This is a genomic window from Solwaraspora sp. WMMB762 (assembly GCF_049179115.1).
Lineage (GTDB): Bacteria > Actinomycetota > Actinomycetes > Mycobacteriales > Micromonosporaceae > Micromonospora_E.
In genome coordinates this window covers 5,962,811-5,977,090 of record NZ_JBMHMD010000001.1, presented here as the reverse complement: position 1 = coordinate 5,977,090, position 14,280 = coordinate 5,962,811, and the positions used below count along the sequence as shown (strand labels likewise).

Sequence of the window (14,280 nt, the reverse complement as noted above, 5' to 3'; positions counted from 1 at the left end):
CGATGCGGAGCCGACGAAACTCGACCTCGACAGGAGCACCGGTGGTCGTCTCACCTCCGCCATTCACCGTGACCCGGGAGTTGCCGCCGTACACCGGCATCCTCGCCGTCGACGCCAAAGGTTTCACCGCCGAGCCCGGCGGCACCCATCAGGACATCAACCAGCTCATTCCCCAATTGGTCCGGCAGGCCTTCGAGGCGGCGGCGATCGGCGAAGCCTGGCAGAACCCACTGTTCTACGGCGACAGCGGCGACGGGCTCGCGATCGGCGTGCCGACCCGGCTGCTCCCCGCCCTGGTGCACCCGTTCCTGACGGTGCTGCAGCACGTGCTGGCCGAGCACAACGCCGGTGTCCCACGTGGCCAGCCGGTCATCCGGCTGCGCGCCAGCCTGCATGTCGGGCCACTGCCGGTCGACCCGGACCGGCCGGAGCGGGCCGGCAACGGCACCGCCCGCAACGAGACGCACCGGCTGCTCGACTCCGACGCGGTCCGGATCATGCTCGACTCGGCCCAGCCGACGATCACCCACGTCGCGGCGATCCTGTCCGACCGGGTCTTCACCGACGTCGTCCGGGCCGGCTACACCAGCCGGCATCCGGACCACTTCATCGAGGTCGCGGCGGCCGTGCCGGGCAAGAGCTTCAGCCAGCAGGCCTGGCTGTACGTGCCGGAGCCGTCCGGCAGCCTACTGGCGGTGCCACGGTTCGCGCCGCAGCCGACGACGGCCGAACCAGCTGCCGAGTCAGCGGCCGGCCCGGCGGCACCGGACAGCGGGCGCACACCCACCGGCAACGCTGGCGGCCGACAGCCCGCGCAGACCGGCGAGCTGCGGATCCGCAGCAACTCCGGGCAGGCGGCCAACCAGGTCAACGGTGGGATGTGGCAGTCCCGGGGCGGACGTCACGGATGATCCGTACCGACCGGGACCTGCCGGACCTCGCCGAGCCCGACCGGTCGGAACTCGCCGACCGGGACCTGCCGGAACTGGCCGACCTCGACGACCTCGACGCGCTCGACGACCTCGACGCGCTCGACGACCTCGACGCGCTGGACGACCTCGACGGCGGCGGCGGTCCCGACCTGCCGGCCGGCGGCACCGGTGCCGCCGTGACCATCGACCACAACGACGGGCAGGTCGCAAACGTCGTCTACGGCGGTCTGCACCAGTACGTCCAGCGGGTACGGGACTACCACGAGCTCAGTGCGGAGTACGTACGGGACCGACTCGCCGGATTCGTCGACCCCGGCTACCGCACCCTCGCAGGCGACCGGCTGACCGCCGAGACGGCGGTCGCCCGGATCCGCCGCAGCGGCGGGGTGATCCTGGTCGGCGGCCCCGGGACCGGGCGGTACACGGCCGCGCTGCGGCTGCTGCACGGCACCGGGCTACGGCTGCGGGAGATCCGGCCGACCTTCGACCCCGCCCGCGGCGAACAGCTGACCATCGCGGAGCTGCCGGTCGCGCCGGGCTACGCGTACCTGCTCGAACTGCCCGAACACGCGCCGCACATCCAGTACGGCTTCGCCCGGGACATCGGTGCCTACTGCGACAGCCTGGCCCGGCGGGGTTCGGCCATCGCGGTCACCGTCACCGGTACGACCTGGGAGCAGCTCGGCGCGGTACGCGACGGTCCGGTGCTGCAGGTGGCGGCGCCACCCGCCGACCTGGTCCTCGGCCGGCGGCTGCGTCAGCTCCGGCCGGATCTGGCGCTCGACTGGCTGGCCGGTCAGCCGCAGATCGCCGAGCTGCTGGTCGACGCGTCACCCGCCGAAGCGGTCCGGCTGGCCCAGCTCGCCGCCGACGTGCTGACCACCCAGCCCGGCCCGGCCGGACCGCCGGTCACCGCCGAATCCGACGCCGGCCGGCAACTGGTCGAGGCGCTGGTCTCGGCGTACCACAACTGGGAGGTGGAGCTGACCGCCTGGTTCCACCACCATCCCGACCCGCGCCACCGGGCGTTCCTGGTCGCCGCCGCAGCGTTGGAGGGTGCCCCGGCGGGACGGGTACTCGGCGCCGCCGAGGCGCTCGACGCCCGGCTCGCCGGCACCGACGCGCCACCGGCCGGCCTCGGACACGCCGGCGTCCGTACCCTCGTCGAGGCCGTCGACGCGTACCTCGACGACGATCACACGGTCCGCTACCGCCGGGCCCGGTACGCCGAGGCGGTGCTCGATTTCGTCATCACCGACCGGGCCGACACGTTCCAGCGCGAACTGTGGCGGTGGGTGTCCGAGCTGCCGCTGCGGGGCGGACAGCGGCGTGGTCCCGTCGACCGTGCGTTGGCCACCCGCAGCGCCGAACTGGTGCTGCACACCGCGCTCCGGCGGCGTACCCCCGAGATCCTCAGCCAGGTGGCACCGGCCTGGAGCCGGCGCGCCGGGCTGCGCGGCGCGCTGGTCCACGTGCTGGGCATCGCCGCGCTCAGCCCGGAGATCGGTGCCGCGGTCCGCCAGCAGCTCTACCGCTGGGCGCAGGGCAGCAGCAACCCGGCCGTGCTGATCGCGGTGGCCGAGGTCTGCGGTGGCGAGTTCGCCGACTTCTACGTCGAGCAGGCGATGGTCCGGCTGGGCCACCTGGCCCGGCACGACGTCGCCGAGGTCGACGAGGCGGTGCTCACCGCGCTGGCGGCGCTGTGGCGGCGACCGGCGCTGCGCCAGCCGGTGCTGCTGCGGTTGGCGTACTGGCTGGCCGACGACCAGCCCCGGCGGGCCGCGCTCGCCGCCGTCGCGCTGAATCTACTCGGCCGGCCGGAGCAGCCTCGGGCCGGCGACGGCCCGGCGCACGGCCCAGTCGACCCGGCCGACGCCCCGGCTCACCGCCCGGCCGACCAGCTCGCCGGGCCGCAGACGCTGGTCCGGCAGCCCGACCGGGTGCTCGCCGAGCTCGTCGCGGCCACCCCGGTGGTCCAGGACGCGATCGGGGTGGCGCTGGGCCGCGCGCTGGACGTCCGGCAGCTGCCGGGCAGCGTCGACACCCTGCTGCACCGGTGGTTCGACGACGCGGCGGCCGACCCCGGGCTGGTCGACGCGCTCACCCACGTCCTCGGCCGCACCGTCACCGCCGGTCCCGCCGCCGCCCGGCGGGTGGCCCGGCTGCGCGCGCTGCTGACCGCCTGGCCGGCCACCGACGACCCGGCACGTCAGGCGGAACTCCGCCGGCACCTCGTCGACCAGCTGCGCCGCGCGGACCCGATCGCGGCCCGCCCACGGTCCGCGCCGCTGCTGTCGTCTCTGCTTCCCAGTGCCGCCGAGGAGTTGTGATGCCCGGTTTCTTCGACGTGTTCCGTAGCAACCCCGTGCCGGTGCTGCCCGGTCCGGACCAGGACGTGTTCACCGACCGGCTGCCGGCAGCGCTGCCCGGCACCGAGTTCGTCGCCACGTTCGCCACGGCGTGGCAGCCGCTGCGCCAGCATGACCGGGCCGCCGCCACGGTCCGCTGGTGCATGCTGGACGCGGCCCGCCGGATCGCCGCCCCGCGCAAGGTCACCGAGCGGACCATGCTGGAGGCCGAGCTGAACACCCGGCTGCCGCAGATGGATCTGACCGCCTCGCACCTGCGGCTGCTGGGCTGCACGGTCAGCTTGGTAGTGGACGCCCAGGCCGAGCAGGACACGAAGACGGTCGACAAGCTGACCCGGGAGCTGCGGATGCAGCGGCTGCGGCAGCAGTTGGAGCAGGAGCAGATGGGCTACCTGCGGGACAAGGTGCTCACCGACCCGGCGACCGCCCGGTCCTACTGGTTCATGCACCACCCGGACGCGTTGACGTCACTGCTCGACGACACCTTCGAGCAGGTCGCCGCGAAGCTGACCGGTGGCGGCGACGACCGGCAGACCGCAGTGGTCGCCGAGACGGTGCAGGACTTCGTCGGTGGTCTCACCGCCGACGAACGACGGTACCTGCTGGACCGGCTCGGCGACGTGTTCGTCTCCTTCGACCGGGGTGACCTCGCCGGCCGGGTCCTCGACGCATGACCGCCGACCCCGTACTCAGGTCAGGTCGGCGTCGTGCACCAGAACGGCGATCTGCACCCGGTTGTTCAGCTCCAGCCGGGACAGCAGCCGCGACACGTACGCCTTGACGGTGGCGACGCCCATGAACAGCTCGGCGGCGATCTCCGCGTTCGACCATCCCTGGCCGACCGCGACGGCCACGTCGCGTTCCCGTGGGCTCAGCCCATCGAGGACCCGGCGGGCGCGGTCCCGGCGGCTGACCTGGTCGGCGCCCGGTCCCGGCCGCACGTCGGCCGGGGCCGGCGGCTGGCCCGCCACGTGGGTGATCAACCGTCGGATGACCGCCGGGGAGAGGATCGGCTCACCGGCATGCACCCGACGGACCGCGGTGACGATCTCCATCGGCGGGGTGTCCTTGAGCAGGAAACCGCTGGCCCCCGCCCGCAGCGCGCGCAGCACGTACTCGTCGGCGTCGAACGTGGTCAGCACGACCACGTGCGGCGGGTCGGGCCGGGCGCGCAGCGCCTCGGTGGCGGTCAGTCCGTCGACCCGCGGCATCCGGATGTCCATCAGCACCACGTGCGGCGTGCACGCGGCGACCGCCGCCGGCACCTCACCGCCGTCGCCGGCCTCGCCGACCACCAGCAGGTCGGCCGCACCGCCGAGGATCATCGACAGGCCGGCCCGGACCAGCGGGTCGTCGTCCACGATCAGGACCCGCACCTGGGCCCGATCGGACCCGCCGGCCGGGTCGGTGACGCCGGGCTCTGCGGTCATGTCGGCCACGGCAGCCAGGCAGCGAGCCGGTAGTCGCCGGACTCGGTCGGGCCGTGGCTCAACCGTCCACCGGCCAGGCTGGCGCGTTCGGCCAGTCCGACCAGGCCGGTCCCCGCTCCCGGGATCGCCGCCGCAGGGGCCACCGGGCGGCGGTTGACGACCTCGACGGTCAGCCCGTCACCCGGCCGGCCGGTGACCGCGACGCTCGCCGCCGCGCCCGGCGCATGCTTGCGGGCGTTCGTCAGACCCTCCTGCACGATCCGGTACGCGGCCCGGCCGAGCCCGGCCGGCAGGGCCTGCGCGTGGTCGATCCGACTGACCAGGCTCACCCGGGCACCGGCCTGGCGGGATTCGTCGACCAGGGCCGGCAGGTCGGCCAGGGTCGGCTGGGGTGGTTCGGCCGGTCGGTCGCCCGGCCCCGGGTCGGTGTCGACGACGCCGGTGGTCGGCGGCTCGGCCCGCAGCACGCCGATCACCTCACGCAGCTCCTGCAACGCCTGATGTGCGGTCACCCGGATCACTCCGGCGGCCCGGGCGATCTCCTCGCGGGGAGCGTCCGGGCGGAACTCCAGCGCCCCGGCGTGCAGGCTGAGCAACGACATCCGGTGGGCCAGCACGTCGTGCATCTCCCGGGCGATCCGGGTGCGTTCCAGCTGCCGGGCCTGGCCGACCCGCAGTTGCTGCTCCGCCTCCGCCCGGTGGGCCCGGTCCCGCAGCGACACGATCAGCTGCCGGCGGGCGCGGACGAACATCCCCCAGGCCAGCACCGTGCCGAGGATGATCCCGGTGAACAGCACCGCGCCCGGCAGATTCAGGTCCGGGTCCGGGTAGAGCAGGTAGTACCCGGGCGCGACAGCGACGTGCCCGGCGTTCACCGCCGCCGCGACCGGGAACGGGCGGTGCACCGCGACGCTGAACAGCAGGATCACGATGGCGATCCCGGCGCTCACCGACAGCACCCCGGCGGGCAGCGCGACCAGGGCGACGGCGACCGGCCATCGGCGACGCAGCCAGACCAGCGCGCAGCAGACCAGCCCGAGCAGCAGATCCAGCCGGAGCAGCCAGGGCTGGCTCGTACCGGTCGCCGTCAGGTTGGGCTGCGGCTGGCGCAGATCCCAGGCCGCGAAGAGCAGATAGCTGACCGCCAGCCCGAACGCGACACCATCGACGATCCAGTCCCGGGTGCTGCGCCGACCGGTCCCCGGCGACTCGGCGACCAGCGCGCCGGGCAGCAGCCAGGGATTGTCGGGAGCCGGCACCGCACTCATCCGGCCAGCGTACGGAAGGGGTGGCGGTCGCGGACAGCTACCAAAGTCGGTACTGACGATCGACCAAGGATCATCCGACGATCGACCGGAGTCCGGCCGGCACCGACCGACGGCCGCTGCGCCGCCGGTCGCCGGGGCACGACGCTGAAGCGGTGATCGAGGTACGCAATCTCACCAAACGGTACGGACGGCAGCTCGCCGTCGACGACGTGTCGTTCAGCTGCGCCGCCGGCACCGTCACCGGTTTCCTCGGGCCCAACGGGGCCGGCAAGTCGACCACGCTGCGGATGATCTGTGGCCTGGCCACCGCCTCGGCCGGCACCGCGACCGTCGACGGGCTGCCGTACCGGCGGCTACGTGACCCGGGGCGGGTGGTCGGCGTACTGCTGGACGCGGCCGCGATGCACCCGGGCCGCACCGGCCGGGAGACGCTGACCGTCGCGGCGCTCGCCATGGGGGCGCCCCGGGACCGGGTCGGCGAACTGCTCGACCTGGTCGGGCTGAACCGGGCGGCGGCCGGCCGGCGGGTGCGGGCCTACTCGCTCGGCATGCGCCAGCGGCTGGGGTTGGCGCACGCGCTGCTCGGCGAGCCGCAGGTGCTGATCCTCGACGAGCCGGCGAACGGGCTGGACCCGGAGGGCATCTTCTGGATGCGCGGGCTGCTGCGTGACTTCGCCGACCGGGGCGGCACGGTGCTGCTCTCGTCGCATCTGCTGCGCGAGGTGGAGGCGGTGGCGGACCGGCTGGTGGTGATCGGGGGTGGCCGGGTCGTCGCCGCCGGCGAAAAGGACGAACTGCTGGCCGGCGACGGCGGCACCCTGGTGCGGGCCCGGGACCAGCAGGCACTGCGGGCGGCGCTGGACCGGGCCGGCCATCAGGTCGGCACGGTCGACGGCCGGCTGTTGGTGTCGGCCCCGCCCGAGGCGGTCGGCGAGGTCGCGGCGGCCGCGGGCGCGGTCCTGCTGGAGCTGCGGCCGGCCGACACCGGCGGCCTGGAGCAGATGTTCCTCGCCCTGACGGCGGGCGAGTCGGTACGGGAGGCGGTCAAGTGAACATCCGATGGTGGCGGCTGATCCTCGTCGAGCTGCGCAAGATGCTGGACACCCGGGCCGGCGCCTGGCTGCTGGGGGCGATCGGGTTGTCGACGGCGGCGATCGTCGCCGTGCTGGTGCTGTTCGCCGACCCGGCCGAGCAGACCTTCGGGACGTTCTTCGTGCTGGCGTCGCTGCCGGTCGCGTTCCTGCTGCCGGTGCTGGGGGTGATGCTGGTGACCACCGAGTGGTCGCAGCGGACCGCGCTGACCACCTTCGCGCTGGAACCGGTGCGACGTCGGGTGCTGGCGGCGAAGCTGGTCGCGGCGCTGGTCGCGGCGGTCGCCTCGGTGCCGGCCAGCCTGGCGGCGGCCGCGGCCGGCACGGCCGTCGCGGCGGCCACCGGCGGGACCGGCGGCTGGCGGATCGAAGCGACGCTGATCGGCTACGCGGCGCTCTTCCAGGTGATCAACGTGGTGATGGGGTTGGCCTTCGGCATGCTGCTGCTGAACACGCCGGTCGCGATCGTGCTGCTCCTGCTGTTGCCGACGGCCTGGACGGTCCTCGGCGGCGTCGTCGAGCGGCTGCGACCGGTGGCGCAGTGGCTGGACCTGTCGTTGACCACCGAGCCACTGCTCTCCCCCGACGTCACCGCCGGGCAGTGGGCGCGGCTGGCCACGTCGGTGGCGGTCTGGGTGCTGCTGCCGCTGGTCGCCGGGATGCTGCGGATCGAACGCCGTGACATCGCCTGATCCGATCGGCGGTGGCCGGGTGGTCGTCGGTCCGGGCGCGATCGAGCGGTACGGGGTGCCGGCACTGTTGGTCGCGGCCGGTGCCGGGCTCGGCGCGGCGCTGAAGCCGTTCGCCGGCTGGGCGTTGGGTCTGGCCTGGGTGCCGCTGGCCGGCCCGCTGCGGCTGATCGACGCGCTGCCGTGGCTACCGGCCCTGATCGGCGGTACGGCGGTCGGCCTGCTCGCCGGGCTGGTGCTGGCCGGGATGGCCGCTGACGAGCAACTGTTCGTCACGGTCGACCGCGACGAGTTGACCGTACGGCAGGGGCAGCGCCGGGTGGCCATCGCGCGTACCGCCGTCGGCGCGGTCTTCCTGGACGGCGCCCGCCTGGTGGTGCTTGGTCACCGCGGCGAGGAGCTCTGCTCCCGGTCCGGCGATCTGCCGGCTGAGCGGCTCGGCACGGCGCTGCGTCGGCACGGCTACCCGTGGCGACCCGAGGGCGACCCGTACCGGGCGGCGTACCGGCTGTGGGTGCCGGGCCTGCCCGACCTGCCGGACGGCGCGGATCCGCTGTTGTCGGCCCGGCAGCGGGCGGTCGAGCGCGGTGACCGGGCCGAGGCCGAACTGCTCCGCGCCGAACTGGGCAGACTCGACGTCGTGGTCCGCGACGAGCGGGTGCCGCAGGCCGGGCGGCGGCAGTTCTGGCGCCGGGCCGGGCCGTGAGGACGGTTACCCCGGCGACGTCACTGGGTACCAGGTTGCCCATCCGCCGACCGGATCCCGCCGCCAGCAGGTGCGGCGGGGCCAGTACGGCGTCGACGAGTTGAGGAGGCAGTGATGCGTGGCGGTTCGATATCCGGCGTGATCGTGCTCATCTGGCTGGTGATCGGGGTGGTCGCGGCGGTGCAACGCGGCTACTTCGAACGCGACGACACCAACTGTGCCCACGCCGGCACCACGATCGTGACGGTGATCGCCGGACCGTTGAACTACATCGGCGTCAACCCGAAGATCGACTGCGACCTCCCCGAGCCGTCCGAGTGACCGGGGCCGTCCGGGCTGTCCGAGTGACCGGCCCGGAGCCCTGTCAGTCGTCGGCGAGGCGCGGCGGGAAACCGCCGGTGGCGATCGGCCCCCAGCGGTCCACGACCATCCGGATCAACGACTTGTCCTGCCGGCGCATCGCCGCGCGGTACTCGTCCCAGTCCGGGTGCTCGCCGGCGACGCAGCGGTAGTAGTCGACCAGACCGTCCAGCGCGTCCGGCATGTCGATCACCGCCGCCACCCCGTCCAACTGCACCCACGGACCGTTCCACTCGTCGGAGACGACGCAGGCGGACACCGTCGGGTCACGGCGGATGTTGACCGCTTTCGCCCGGTCCGGGTAGGTGGCGACCAGCAGCCGACCGTCGGCGTCGACCCCGCAGGTGACCGGCGACGCCTGCGGGCGGCCGTCGGCGCGGGTGGTGATCAGGACCGCCCGGTGCCGGGTCCGCAGGAAGTCGGTCAGGCCGGCCCGGTCGACGCGGGTGTTCGTCGCGATGGCACGTGCCACGGTACGGCTCCTCGGGTTCGCCGCAGTCGGCTGCGGACGCGGGTGTGCGGGGCTGCCAGGATGATCATATGAGCCGTACCCAGATGCCGCCGCCGGAGCCGGTCACCGTCACCGCGCCGCGCCCGGTCCGCCGGCCGGTCCTGGTGCAGGGCTGGCACGATCTGACGTTCCTGCACTGGCCGGTGGACCCGGCGGTGGTCGCTCCGCTGCTGCCGCCGGGCACCCGGCCGGACACCTTCGACGGCACCAGCTACGTCGGGCTGATCGGGTTCCGGATGGTCGGCGTCGGTCTGGGTCCCGGTCCGGGCATCCCGTACCTGGGCACCTTCTGCGAAACGAACGTGCGGCTCTACTCGGTCGACGACGCCGGTCGGCGCGGGGTGGTGTTCCGGTCCCTGGACGCGGCCCGGCTGCTGCCGGTGCTGGTGGCGATGGCCAGCCTGCGGCTGCCGTACCTGTGGTCGCGGATGCGGCTGGACCGCGACGGTGACACGGTGACGTACCACAGCCGGCGGCGCTGGCCGGGGCCGCGTGGCGCGCACAACCGGATGGTGGTCCGGGTCGGCGCGCCGATCGCCGAGCCGACCCCGTTGGAGCATTTCCTCACCGCCCGGTGGGGGCTGCACGAACGGGTCTACGGCGCGACCCGCTATCTGCCCAACGAACATCCGCGCTGGCCTTTGCACCGGGCCGAGCTGGTCGACCTGGCCGACGACCTGGTCGCCGCCGGCGGGCTACCGGCACCGGACGGCCCACCGGTGAGTGTCCTCTACTCCCCGGGTGTGCCGGTCCGGTTCGGGCGGCCGGTCACCGTCACAGGTCACGCAACGCGCGGTGCAGCACGTCCCGGGTCCGGTCCGGCGGGTCGGCCTCGATGAACAGCCGCCCGACGGCGGCCGCGTACCGGTCGACCTCTTCCCGTTTGTCCAGGTAGAGCGCACTGGTCAGATGCTCCAGGTAGACCACGTCGGGCAGTTCCTGCTCCGGGAAGCGCAGGATGCTGAAGGCCCCACCTGCGGCGGCGTGCCCGCCGCTGCGGAACCGGACCACCTGCAGCCGTACGCCCGGCTGCTCGCTCGCCTCGGCGAGCGCCTCGATCTGCCCGCGCAGCACCCGCGTCCCGCCGATCGGCCGGCACAGCACCGCCTCGTCGATCACCGCCCAGACGCGGGGTGCGCCGGCCCGGTCCAGCACCCGCTTGCGGGCCATCCGCAGCTCGACCCGCCGGTCCACCTCGCGGACACCGGACTCACTGAACCCGATGTCGATGACCGCGCGGGCGTACTCCTCGGTCTGCAGCAGCCCCGGCACGAACTGGATCTCGTAGGTGCGGATCAGGCTGGCCGCCGACTCCAGGTCCAGATAGTACTGGAACCAGGTGGGCAGCAGGTCGCCGTACGGATGCCACCAGCCCGGCTGGTTGGTCTCCCGGGCGAGGGTGATCAGCTCGCTGCGTTCCACGTGGTCGGCGACGCCGTAGAGGGTGAGCAGGTCGTCCACGTCGCGTTCCTTGAACCCGACCCGGCCCAGCTCCATCCGGCTGATCTTCGACTCGGAGGCCCGGATGGTCCAGCCGGCGTCCTCCCGGCTGATCCCCTTGGCCTCGCGTAGTCGGCGCAGCCGAGCACCGAGCTGCATCCGGCGGACCGTCGGTCCGCCGGCGGCGTACTCCTGGTGCCCGACGACGCTCATCGGCTCACGGCTTACGGCCGACGCCGCAGTACTGGTCGATGACGGGCACGTGCGCCTGCTCCGGCTCCGGCCGCCACCGGGTCACCGACACCACCCCCGGCTCCACCAGAGTGAGCCCGTCGAAGAACCGTCCGATCCGGTCCGGGCTGCGCAGATGGTACTGCGGGTTCGCGGACTGGTTCCAGATCCGGGCGGCCTCGACCACCCCGGGGCTGGTGTCGCCACCGTCGTAGAGCGCGAGGTGGCTGCCGGACGGCAGGACATCGAGCAGGCTGCGCACGATGTCGCGGGCCTCGTCGTCGGCGGCGATGTGCCCGAGGATGCCCATCAGCATCAGACCGATCGGCTGGCTGAAATCGAGGGTACGGCCGGCTTCGCGCACGATCGACGCGGGGTCGCGCAGGTCGGCGTCGACGTAGTCGGTTGCGCCTTCCGGCGTGCTGGTCAGCAACGCCCGGGCGTGCACCAGGACCAGCGGGTCGTTGTCGACGTAGACGATCCGGGTCTCCGGAGCCACCGCCTGGGCCACCTCGTGGGTGTTGTCGGCGGTCGGCAGGCCGGTGCCGATGTCCAGGAACTGCCGGATCCCGACCTGCCCGGTCAGGTAGCGCACCGACCGGACCAGGAAGCCTCGGGAGAGCCGGGCATTTTCCACGATCTGCGGGAACGCCGCCTTGATCTGGTCACCGACCGCACGGTCGACGGCGTAGTTGTCCTTGCCGCCCAGCCAATGATTCCAGATCCGGGCCGTCTGCGGCACCGAGGTGTCCAACTTGGGCACCGGGCGCGAGCCACCAGCGGATTCATCGACCATCTGTAGTATCCCTCACGGATCGGGCGTATTCGACGGCTTGCCAGCATAACCACGGCAGATCAACATGACCATGCTCGCATGTGGAAGTTGCGGTCACCGTGCGATGATCAGCTCGCGGAGCTGGGCCACCGGCTGCGGCCGGCCGTACCGGTAGCCCTGTGCCCGCGGGCAGCCGATCGCCGCGACCGCGCCGTGCTGCACCTCGGTCTCCACCCCCTCGGCGACCACCACCAGCCCGAACGCGTCGGCCAGCCGGGTGACCATCTCAACCGTGGCGTAGGCCTTCGGGTCGGGCGAGTCGAGCCGGTCCACGAACGAACGGTCGATCTTCAGGTCGGTGGCCGGCAACCGGTGCAGGTAACTCAGCGACGAGTAGCCGGTGCCGAAGTCGTCGATCGAGATCCGTACGTCGAGTTCACGCAGCTGGGCGAGTCGGGACAGCACCTCGTCGGTGCTGTCGATCAGCGCCGTCTCGGTCAGCTCCAGGGTCAGCCGGGGGGCGGCCAGCCCGGCCGCCGACACCGCGCCGTCCACCATGGCGATCAGATCTGCACGGCGCAGCTGGGCCGGCGCCAGGTTGACCGCCACCGTGGTGCCGGGCGCCAGCTGCTGCCAGGCGGCCGCGTCGTGGCAGGCGGTGGCCAGCACCCAGCAGTCCAGCGGCAGCACCAGGCCGGTCTCCTCGGCCAGCGGCAGAAACCGGGCCGGACTGAGCAGCCCGAGCCGGGGGTGCCGCCACCGCACCAGCGCTTCCGCGCCTCGGATCCGGCCGGTGCCGACGTCGACGATCGGCTGGTACGCCAGCTCGAACTGGCCGCCGTCGTCGACCGCCCGGCGCAGGTCGGCGATCAGTTCGGCCCGGTCCACCGCCGCCTCCCGCAGCCGCGGCGTGCAGAACCGGTACGCGGACTTGCCGGCCGCCTTCGCCGCGTACATCGCGATGTCGGCGTCGCGCAGCAGATCGGCATCGCCGCAGTGGTGCGGACCGTACTCGGCGATGCCGATGCTCGCCGAGGTGACCGTGCCGTCGGCGAGCACCGCCAGCAGCCGGTCGGCCAGCCGGGCCGGGTCGTGGGCCGGGTCGAGCAGGACGGCGAACTCGTCGCCGCCGAGTCGGGCGATCAGCCCCGCATCCCCGACGGCGGACCGCATCCGGGCCGCCACCTCGCTGAGCATCGCGTCCCCGGTGGCGTGACCGAACCGGTCGTTGACCTGTTTGAACCCGTCGAGATCGAGCAGCAGGACGGCGACGCGGCTCGGCTCGGTCAACGCCGCAATCGACTGACGCAGCCGGCGGGTGAACAGCAGCCGGTTCGGTAGCCCGGTCAACTGGTCGGTGTAGGCGAGCCGGCGCAGCCGGGCGGCCAGCCGGCGGTTCTCGTTCGCGGCCAGGGCCTGCCGGACGGCCAGCGCGGCGAGCAGCGCGACACCGCTGGCGTAGATCACCGACGACGGTTCGCCGGCGGTGAGGACCGCTCCGATCGCCGCGCCGACAGTCAGGTACGGCAGCGCGACCCGCCACCACGGCAGCGGCGGCGGCTCGGCGGTCTCGTCGACCTGATCGAGGTCGGCCGGGGGCGGGTGCCGGCTGGCCATCGCTACCAGCAGGTAGCTGAGCGGCCAGCAGACGTCCACCGGGTGACCGGGCTGGTAGGTGCCCTGGGCGATCATCGAAACGTAGACGGCGTCGGCCCCGGCCCGCACCGCGAGGCTGGCCCCGAGCAGGGTCAGCGCCGGCCACAGTGGTCGGGCCGGTCCGGCGACCGAGATCAGTACGGCAAGCTGGATCAGGTCCAGCATCGGGTAGAGCATGCCGAGCGCAGTCGCCGTACCGTCCAGTTCGGCGCTGGCCATCTCTCGGTACACCACCACCCAGGCGACCGGGAGCAGCGCCAGCCCGACGATCACCCCGTCCAGCAGCACCCGGGCCCGGCCGACCGCGCTACGCGGTGCGGAGACCGCGCTGAGCAGCGCGGCGGTTCCGGTGACGAGGCCGGCGAAGAAGATCAGGCCGATCAGTGGGGTGTGTGGCAGTGCGTCGGCGGTGAGCCGGCCGACGGTCCAGACGACCCGGCCGACGGCGGCGAGGGCCATGGTCGTCGCCAGCAGCACCCAGAATCGGCGCAGCTGCGGCGGATGGCGGCGGGCAGCGATCCCGCAGGCGGTGGCGGCGCAACTGGCGACGGTGATCGCGCCGAGGTCGCTGACCAGTGCGGCGGCCGGGCCGGTCGCCAGCAGCCACCCCGCCTCGACGGTGGTTGTCAGGACCCCGGCGACGACGGCCCATCGACGCGCCCCGCCAGGTCTGTCTGCTGCCACCGGCGGAATCTATCGTCCGTGACGGATACCGCAAGGCAGGCTGTCGGCGAGTTTACAAGGGACCTGACCGGGTGGACCTTCCATCACGGCCGGTCAGCCGCTGGCGGACACCCGTCGGTGCGGTGCCCGCCAACGGCT

The 14,280-nt window shown here is 73.2% G+C and carries 14 protein-coding genes; 8 read left to right on the top strand and 6 right to left on the bottom strand.

Features of this window, described 5'->3' with window-relative positions:
* The first annotated feature begins 41 nt into the window (after window positions 1-41).
* From ACN27J_RS26835 to ACN27J_RS26825, 3 genes are read left to right on the top strand one after another with little or no spacing between them, the layout of a single operon-like run.
* Window positions 42-911 carry a hypothetical protein gene (locus ACN27J_RS26835; RefSeq protein ID WP_421370431.1) on the top strand — a complete coding sequence of 290 codons (870 nt, stop codon included), beginning with the start codon at window positions 42-44 and terminating at the stop codon, window positions 909-911.
* The gene (locus ACN27J_RS26830) at window positions 908-3,262 is read left to right on the top strand and encodes a hypothetical protein (RefSeq protein WP_421370430.1); all 2,355 of its coding nucleotides are present in this window, start codon (window positions 908-910) and stop codon (window positions 3,260-3,262) included. The genes ACN27J_RS26835 and ACN27J_RS26830 overlap by 4 nt, the downstream gene beginning before the upstream one ends.
* Window positions 3,262-3,975 carry a hypothetical protein gene (locus tag ACN27J_RS26825; RefSeq protein WP_421370428.1) on the top strand — a complete coding sequence of 238 codons (714 nt, stop codon included), beginning with the start codon at window positions 3,262-3,264 and terminating at the stop codon, window positions 3,973-3,975. Before ACN27J_RS26830 ends, ACN27J_RS26825 begins: the two co-directional genes overlap by 1 nt.
* Before the next feature lie 15 nt (window positions 3,976-3,990).
* Here the strand turns inward: ACN27J_RS26825 and ACN27J_RS26820 are convergent, their stop codons facing one another.
* Complete coding sequence (locus tag ACN27J_RS26820; RefSeq protein WP_421372508.1) at window positions 3,991-4,749, bottom strand: response regulator transcription factor; 759 nt, start codon at window positions 4,747-4,749, stop codon at window positions 3,991-3,993.
* Complete coding sequence (locus ACN27J_RS26815; protein ID WP_421370427.1) at window positions 4,728-5,999, bottom strand: sensor histidine kinase; 1,272 nt, start codon at window positions 5,997-5,999, stop codon at window positions 4,728-4,730. Before ACN27J_RS26815 ends, ACN27J_RS26820 begins: the two co-directional genes overlap by 22 nt.
* Before the next feature lie 152 nt (window positions 6,000-6,151).
* Here ACN27J_RS26815 and ACN27J_RS26810 point away from each other — a divergent pair, with 152 nt between their 5' ends.
* The 4 genes from ACN27J_RS26810 to ACN27J_RS26795 all read left to right on the top strand — a co-directional run bounded on the left by ACN27J_RS26810 (window position 6,152) and on the right by ACN27J_RS26795 (window position 8,806).
* The gene (locus ACN27J_RS26810; RefSeq protein WP_421370426.1) at window positions 6,152-7,051 is read left to right on the top strand and encodes an ABC transporter ATP-binding protein; all 900 of its coding nucleotides are present in this window, start codon (window positions 6,152-6,154) and stop codon (window positions 7,049-7,051) included.
* Window positions 7,048-7,782 carry an ABC transporter permease gene (locus ACN27J_RS26805; protein ID WP_421370425.1) on the top strand — a complete coding sequence of 245 codons (735 nt, stop codon included), beginning with the start codon at window positions 7,048-7,050 and terminating at the stop codon, window positions 7,780-7,782. Before ACN27J_RS26810 ends, ACN27J_RS26805 begins: the two co-directional genes overlap by 4 nt.
* On the top strand, window positions 7,769-8,485 hold the full coding sequence (locus tag ACN27J_RS26800; protein ID WP_421370424.1) for a YqeB family protein: 717 nt from the start codon (window positions 7,769-7,771) through the stop codon (window positions 8,483-8,485). Before ACN27J_RS26805 ends, ACN27J_RS26800 begins: the two co-directional genes overlap by 14 nt.
* Before the next feature lie 114 nt (window positions 8,486-8,599).
* Complete coding sequence (locus ACN27J_RS26795; protein WP_278174162.1) at window positions 8,600-8,806, top strand: hypothetical protein; 207 nt, start codon at window positions 8,600-8,602, stop codon at window positions 8,804-8,806.
* Between the two features lie 43 nt (window positions 8,807-8,849).
* Here the strand turns inward: ACN27J_RS26795 and ACN27J_RS26790 are convergent, their stop codons facing one another.
* Window positions 8,850-9,317, bottom strand: a complete 468-nt coding sequence (locus ACN27J_RS26790) for a PPOX class F420-dependent oxidoreductase (protein ID WP_421370423.1) — start codon at window positions 9,315-9,317, stop codon at window positions 8,850-8,852.
* Between the two features lie 68 nt (window positions 9,318-9,385).
* Here ACN27J_RS26790 and ACN27J_RS26785 point away from each other — a divergent pair, with 68 nt between their 5' ends.
* A complete protein-coding gene (locus ACN27J_RS26785) occupies window positions 9,386-10,195 on the top strand; it encodes a YqjF family protein (protein WP_421370422.1) in 810 nt (269 codons plus the stop codon).
* Here the strand turns inward: ACN27J_RS26785 and ACN27J_RS26780 are convergent.
* From ACN27J_RS26780 to ACN27J_RS26770, 3 genes are all read right to left on the bottom strand, one after another.
* Window positions 10,131-11,009, bottom strand: coding sequence for a helix-turn-helix domain-containing protein (locus ACN27J_RS26780; protein ID WP_421370421.1), 879 nt, complete (start codon window positions 11,007-11,009; stop codon window positions 10,131-10,133). The two genes, ACN27J_RS26785 and ACN27J_RS26780, sit on opposite strands and share 65 nt — an antisense overlap.
* A gap of 4 nt (window positions 11,010-11,013) precedes the next feature.
* On the bottom strand, window positions 11,014-11,823 hold the full coding sequence (locus ACN27J_RS26775; RefSeq protein ID WP_421370420.1) for an SAM-dependent methyltransferase: 810 nt from the start codon (window positions 11,821-11,823) through the stop codon (window positions 11,014-11,016).
* Between the two features lie 93 nt (window positions 11,824-11,916).
* Complete coding sequence (locus ACN27J_RS26770; protein ID WP_421370419.1) at window positions 11,917-14,142, bottom strand: putative bifunctional diguanylate cyclase/phosphodiesterase; 2,226 nt, start codon at window positions 14,140-14,142, stop codon at window positions 11,917-11,919.
* Window positions 14,143-14,280: the final 138 nt, after the last annotated feature.

What these genes read in the sequence shown, in the direction of transcription:
- ACN27J_RS26830 (WP_421370430.1), top strand. Translation starts at nt 908, where the DNA reads ATGATCCGTACCGACCGGGACCTGCCGGACCTCGCCGAGCCCGACCGG.
- ACN27J_RS26825 (WP_421370428.1), top strand. Translation starts at nt 3,262, where the DNA reads ATGCCCGGTTTCTTCGACGTGTTCCGTAGCAACCCCGTGCCGGTGCTG.
- ACN27J_RS26815 (WP_421370427.1), bottom strand. Translation starts at nt 5,999, where the DNA reads ATGAGTGCGGTGCCGGCTCCCGACAATCCCTGGCTGCTGCCCGGCGCG.
- ACN27J_RS26795 (WP_278174162.1), top strand. Translation starts at nt 8,600, where the DNA reads ATGCGTGGCGGTTCGATATCCGGCGTGATCGTGCTCATCTGGCTGGTG.
- ACN27J_RS26785 (WP_421370422.1), top strand. Translation starts at nt 9,386, where the DNA reads ATGAGCCGTACCCAGATGCCGCCGCCGGAGCCGGTCACCGTCACCGCG.
- ACN27J_RS26780 (WP_421370421.1), bottom strand. Translation starts at nt 11,009, where the DNA reads ATGAGCGTCGTCGGGCACCAGGAGTACGCCGCCGGCGGACCGACGGTC.
- ACN27J_RS26775 (WP_421370420.1), bottom strand. Translation starts at nt 11,823, where the DNA reads ATGGTCGATGAATCCGCTGGTGGCTCGCGCCCGGTGCCCAAGTTGGAC.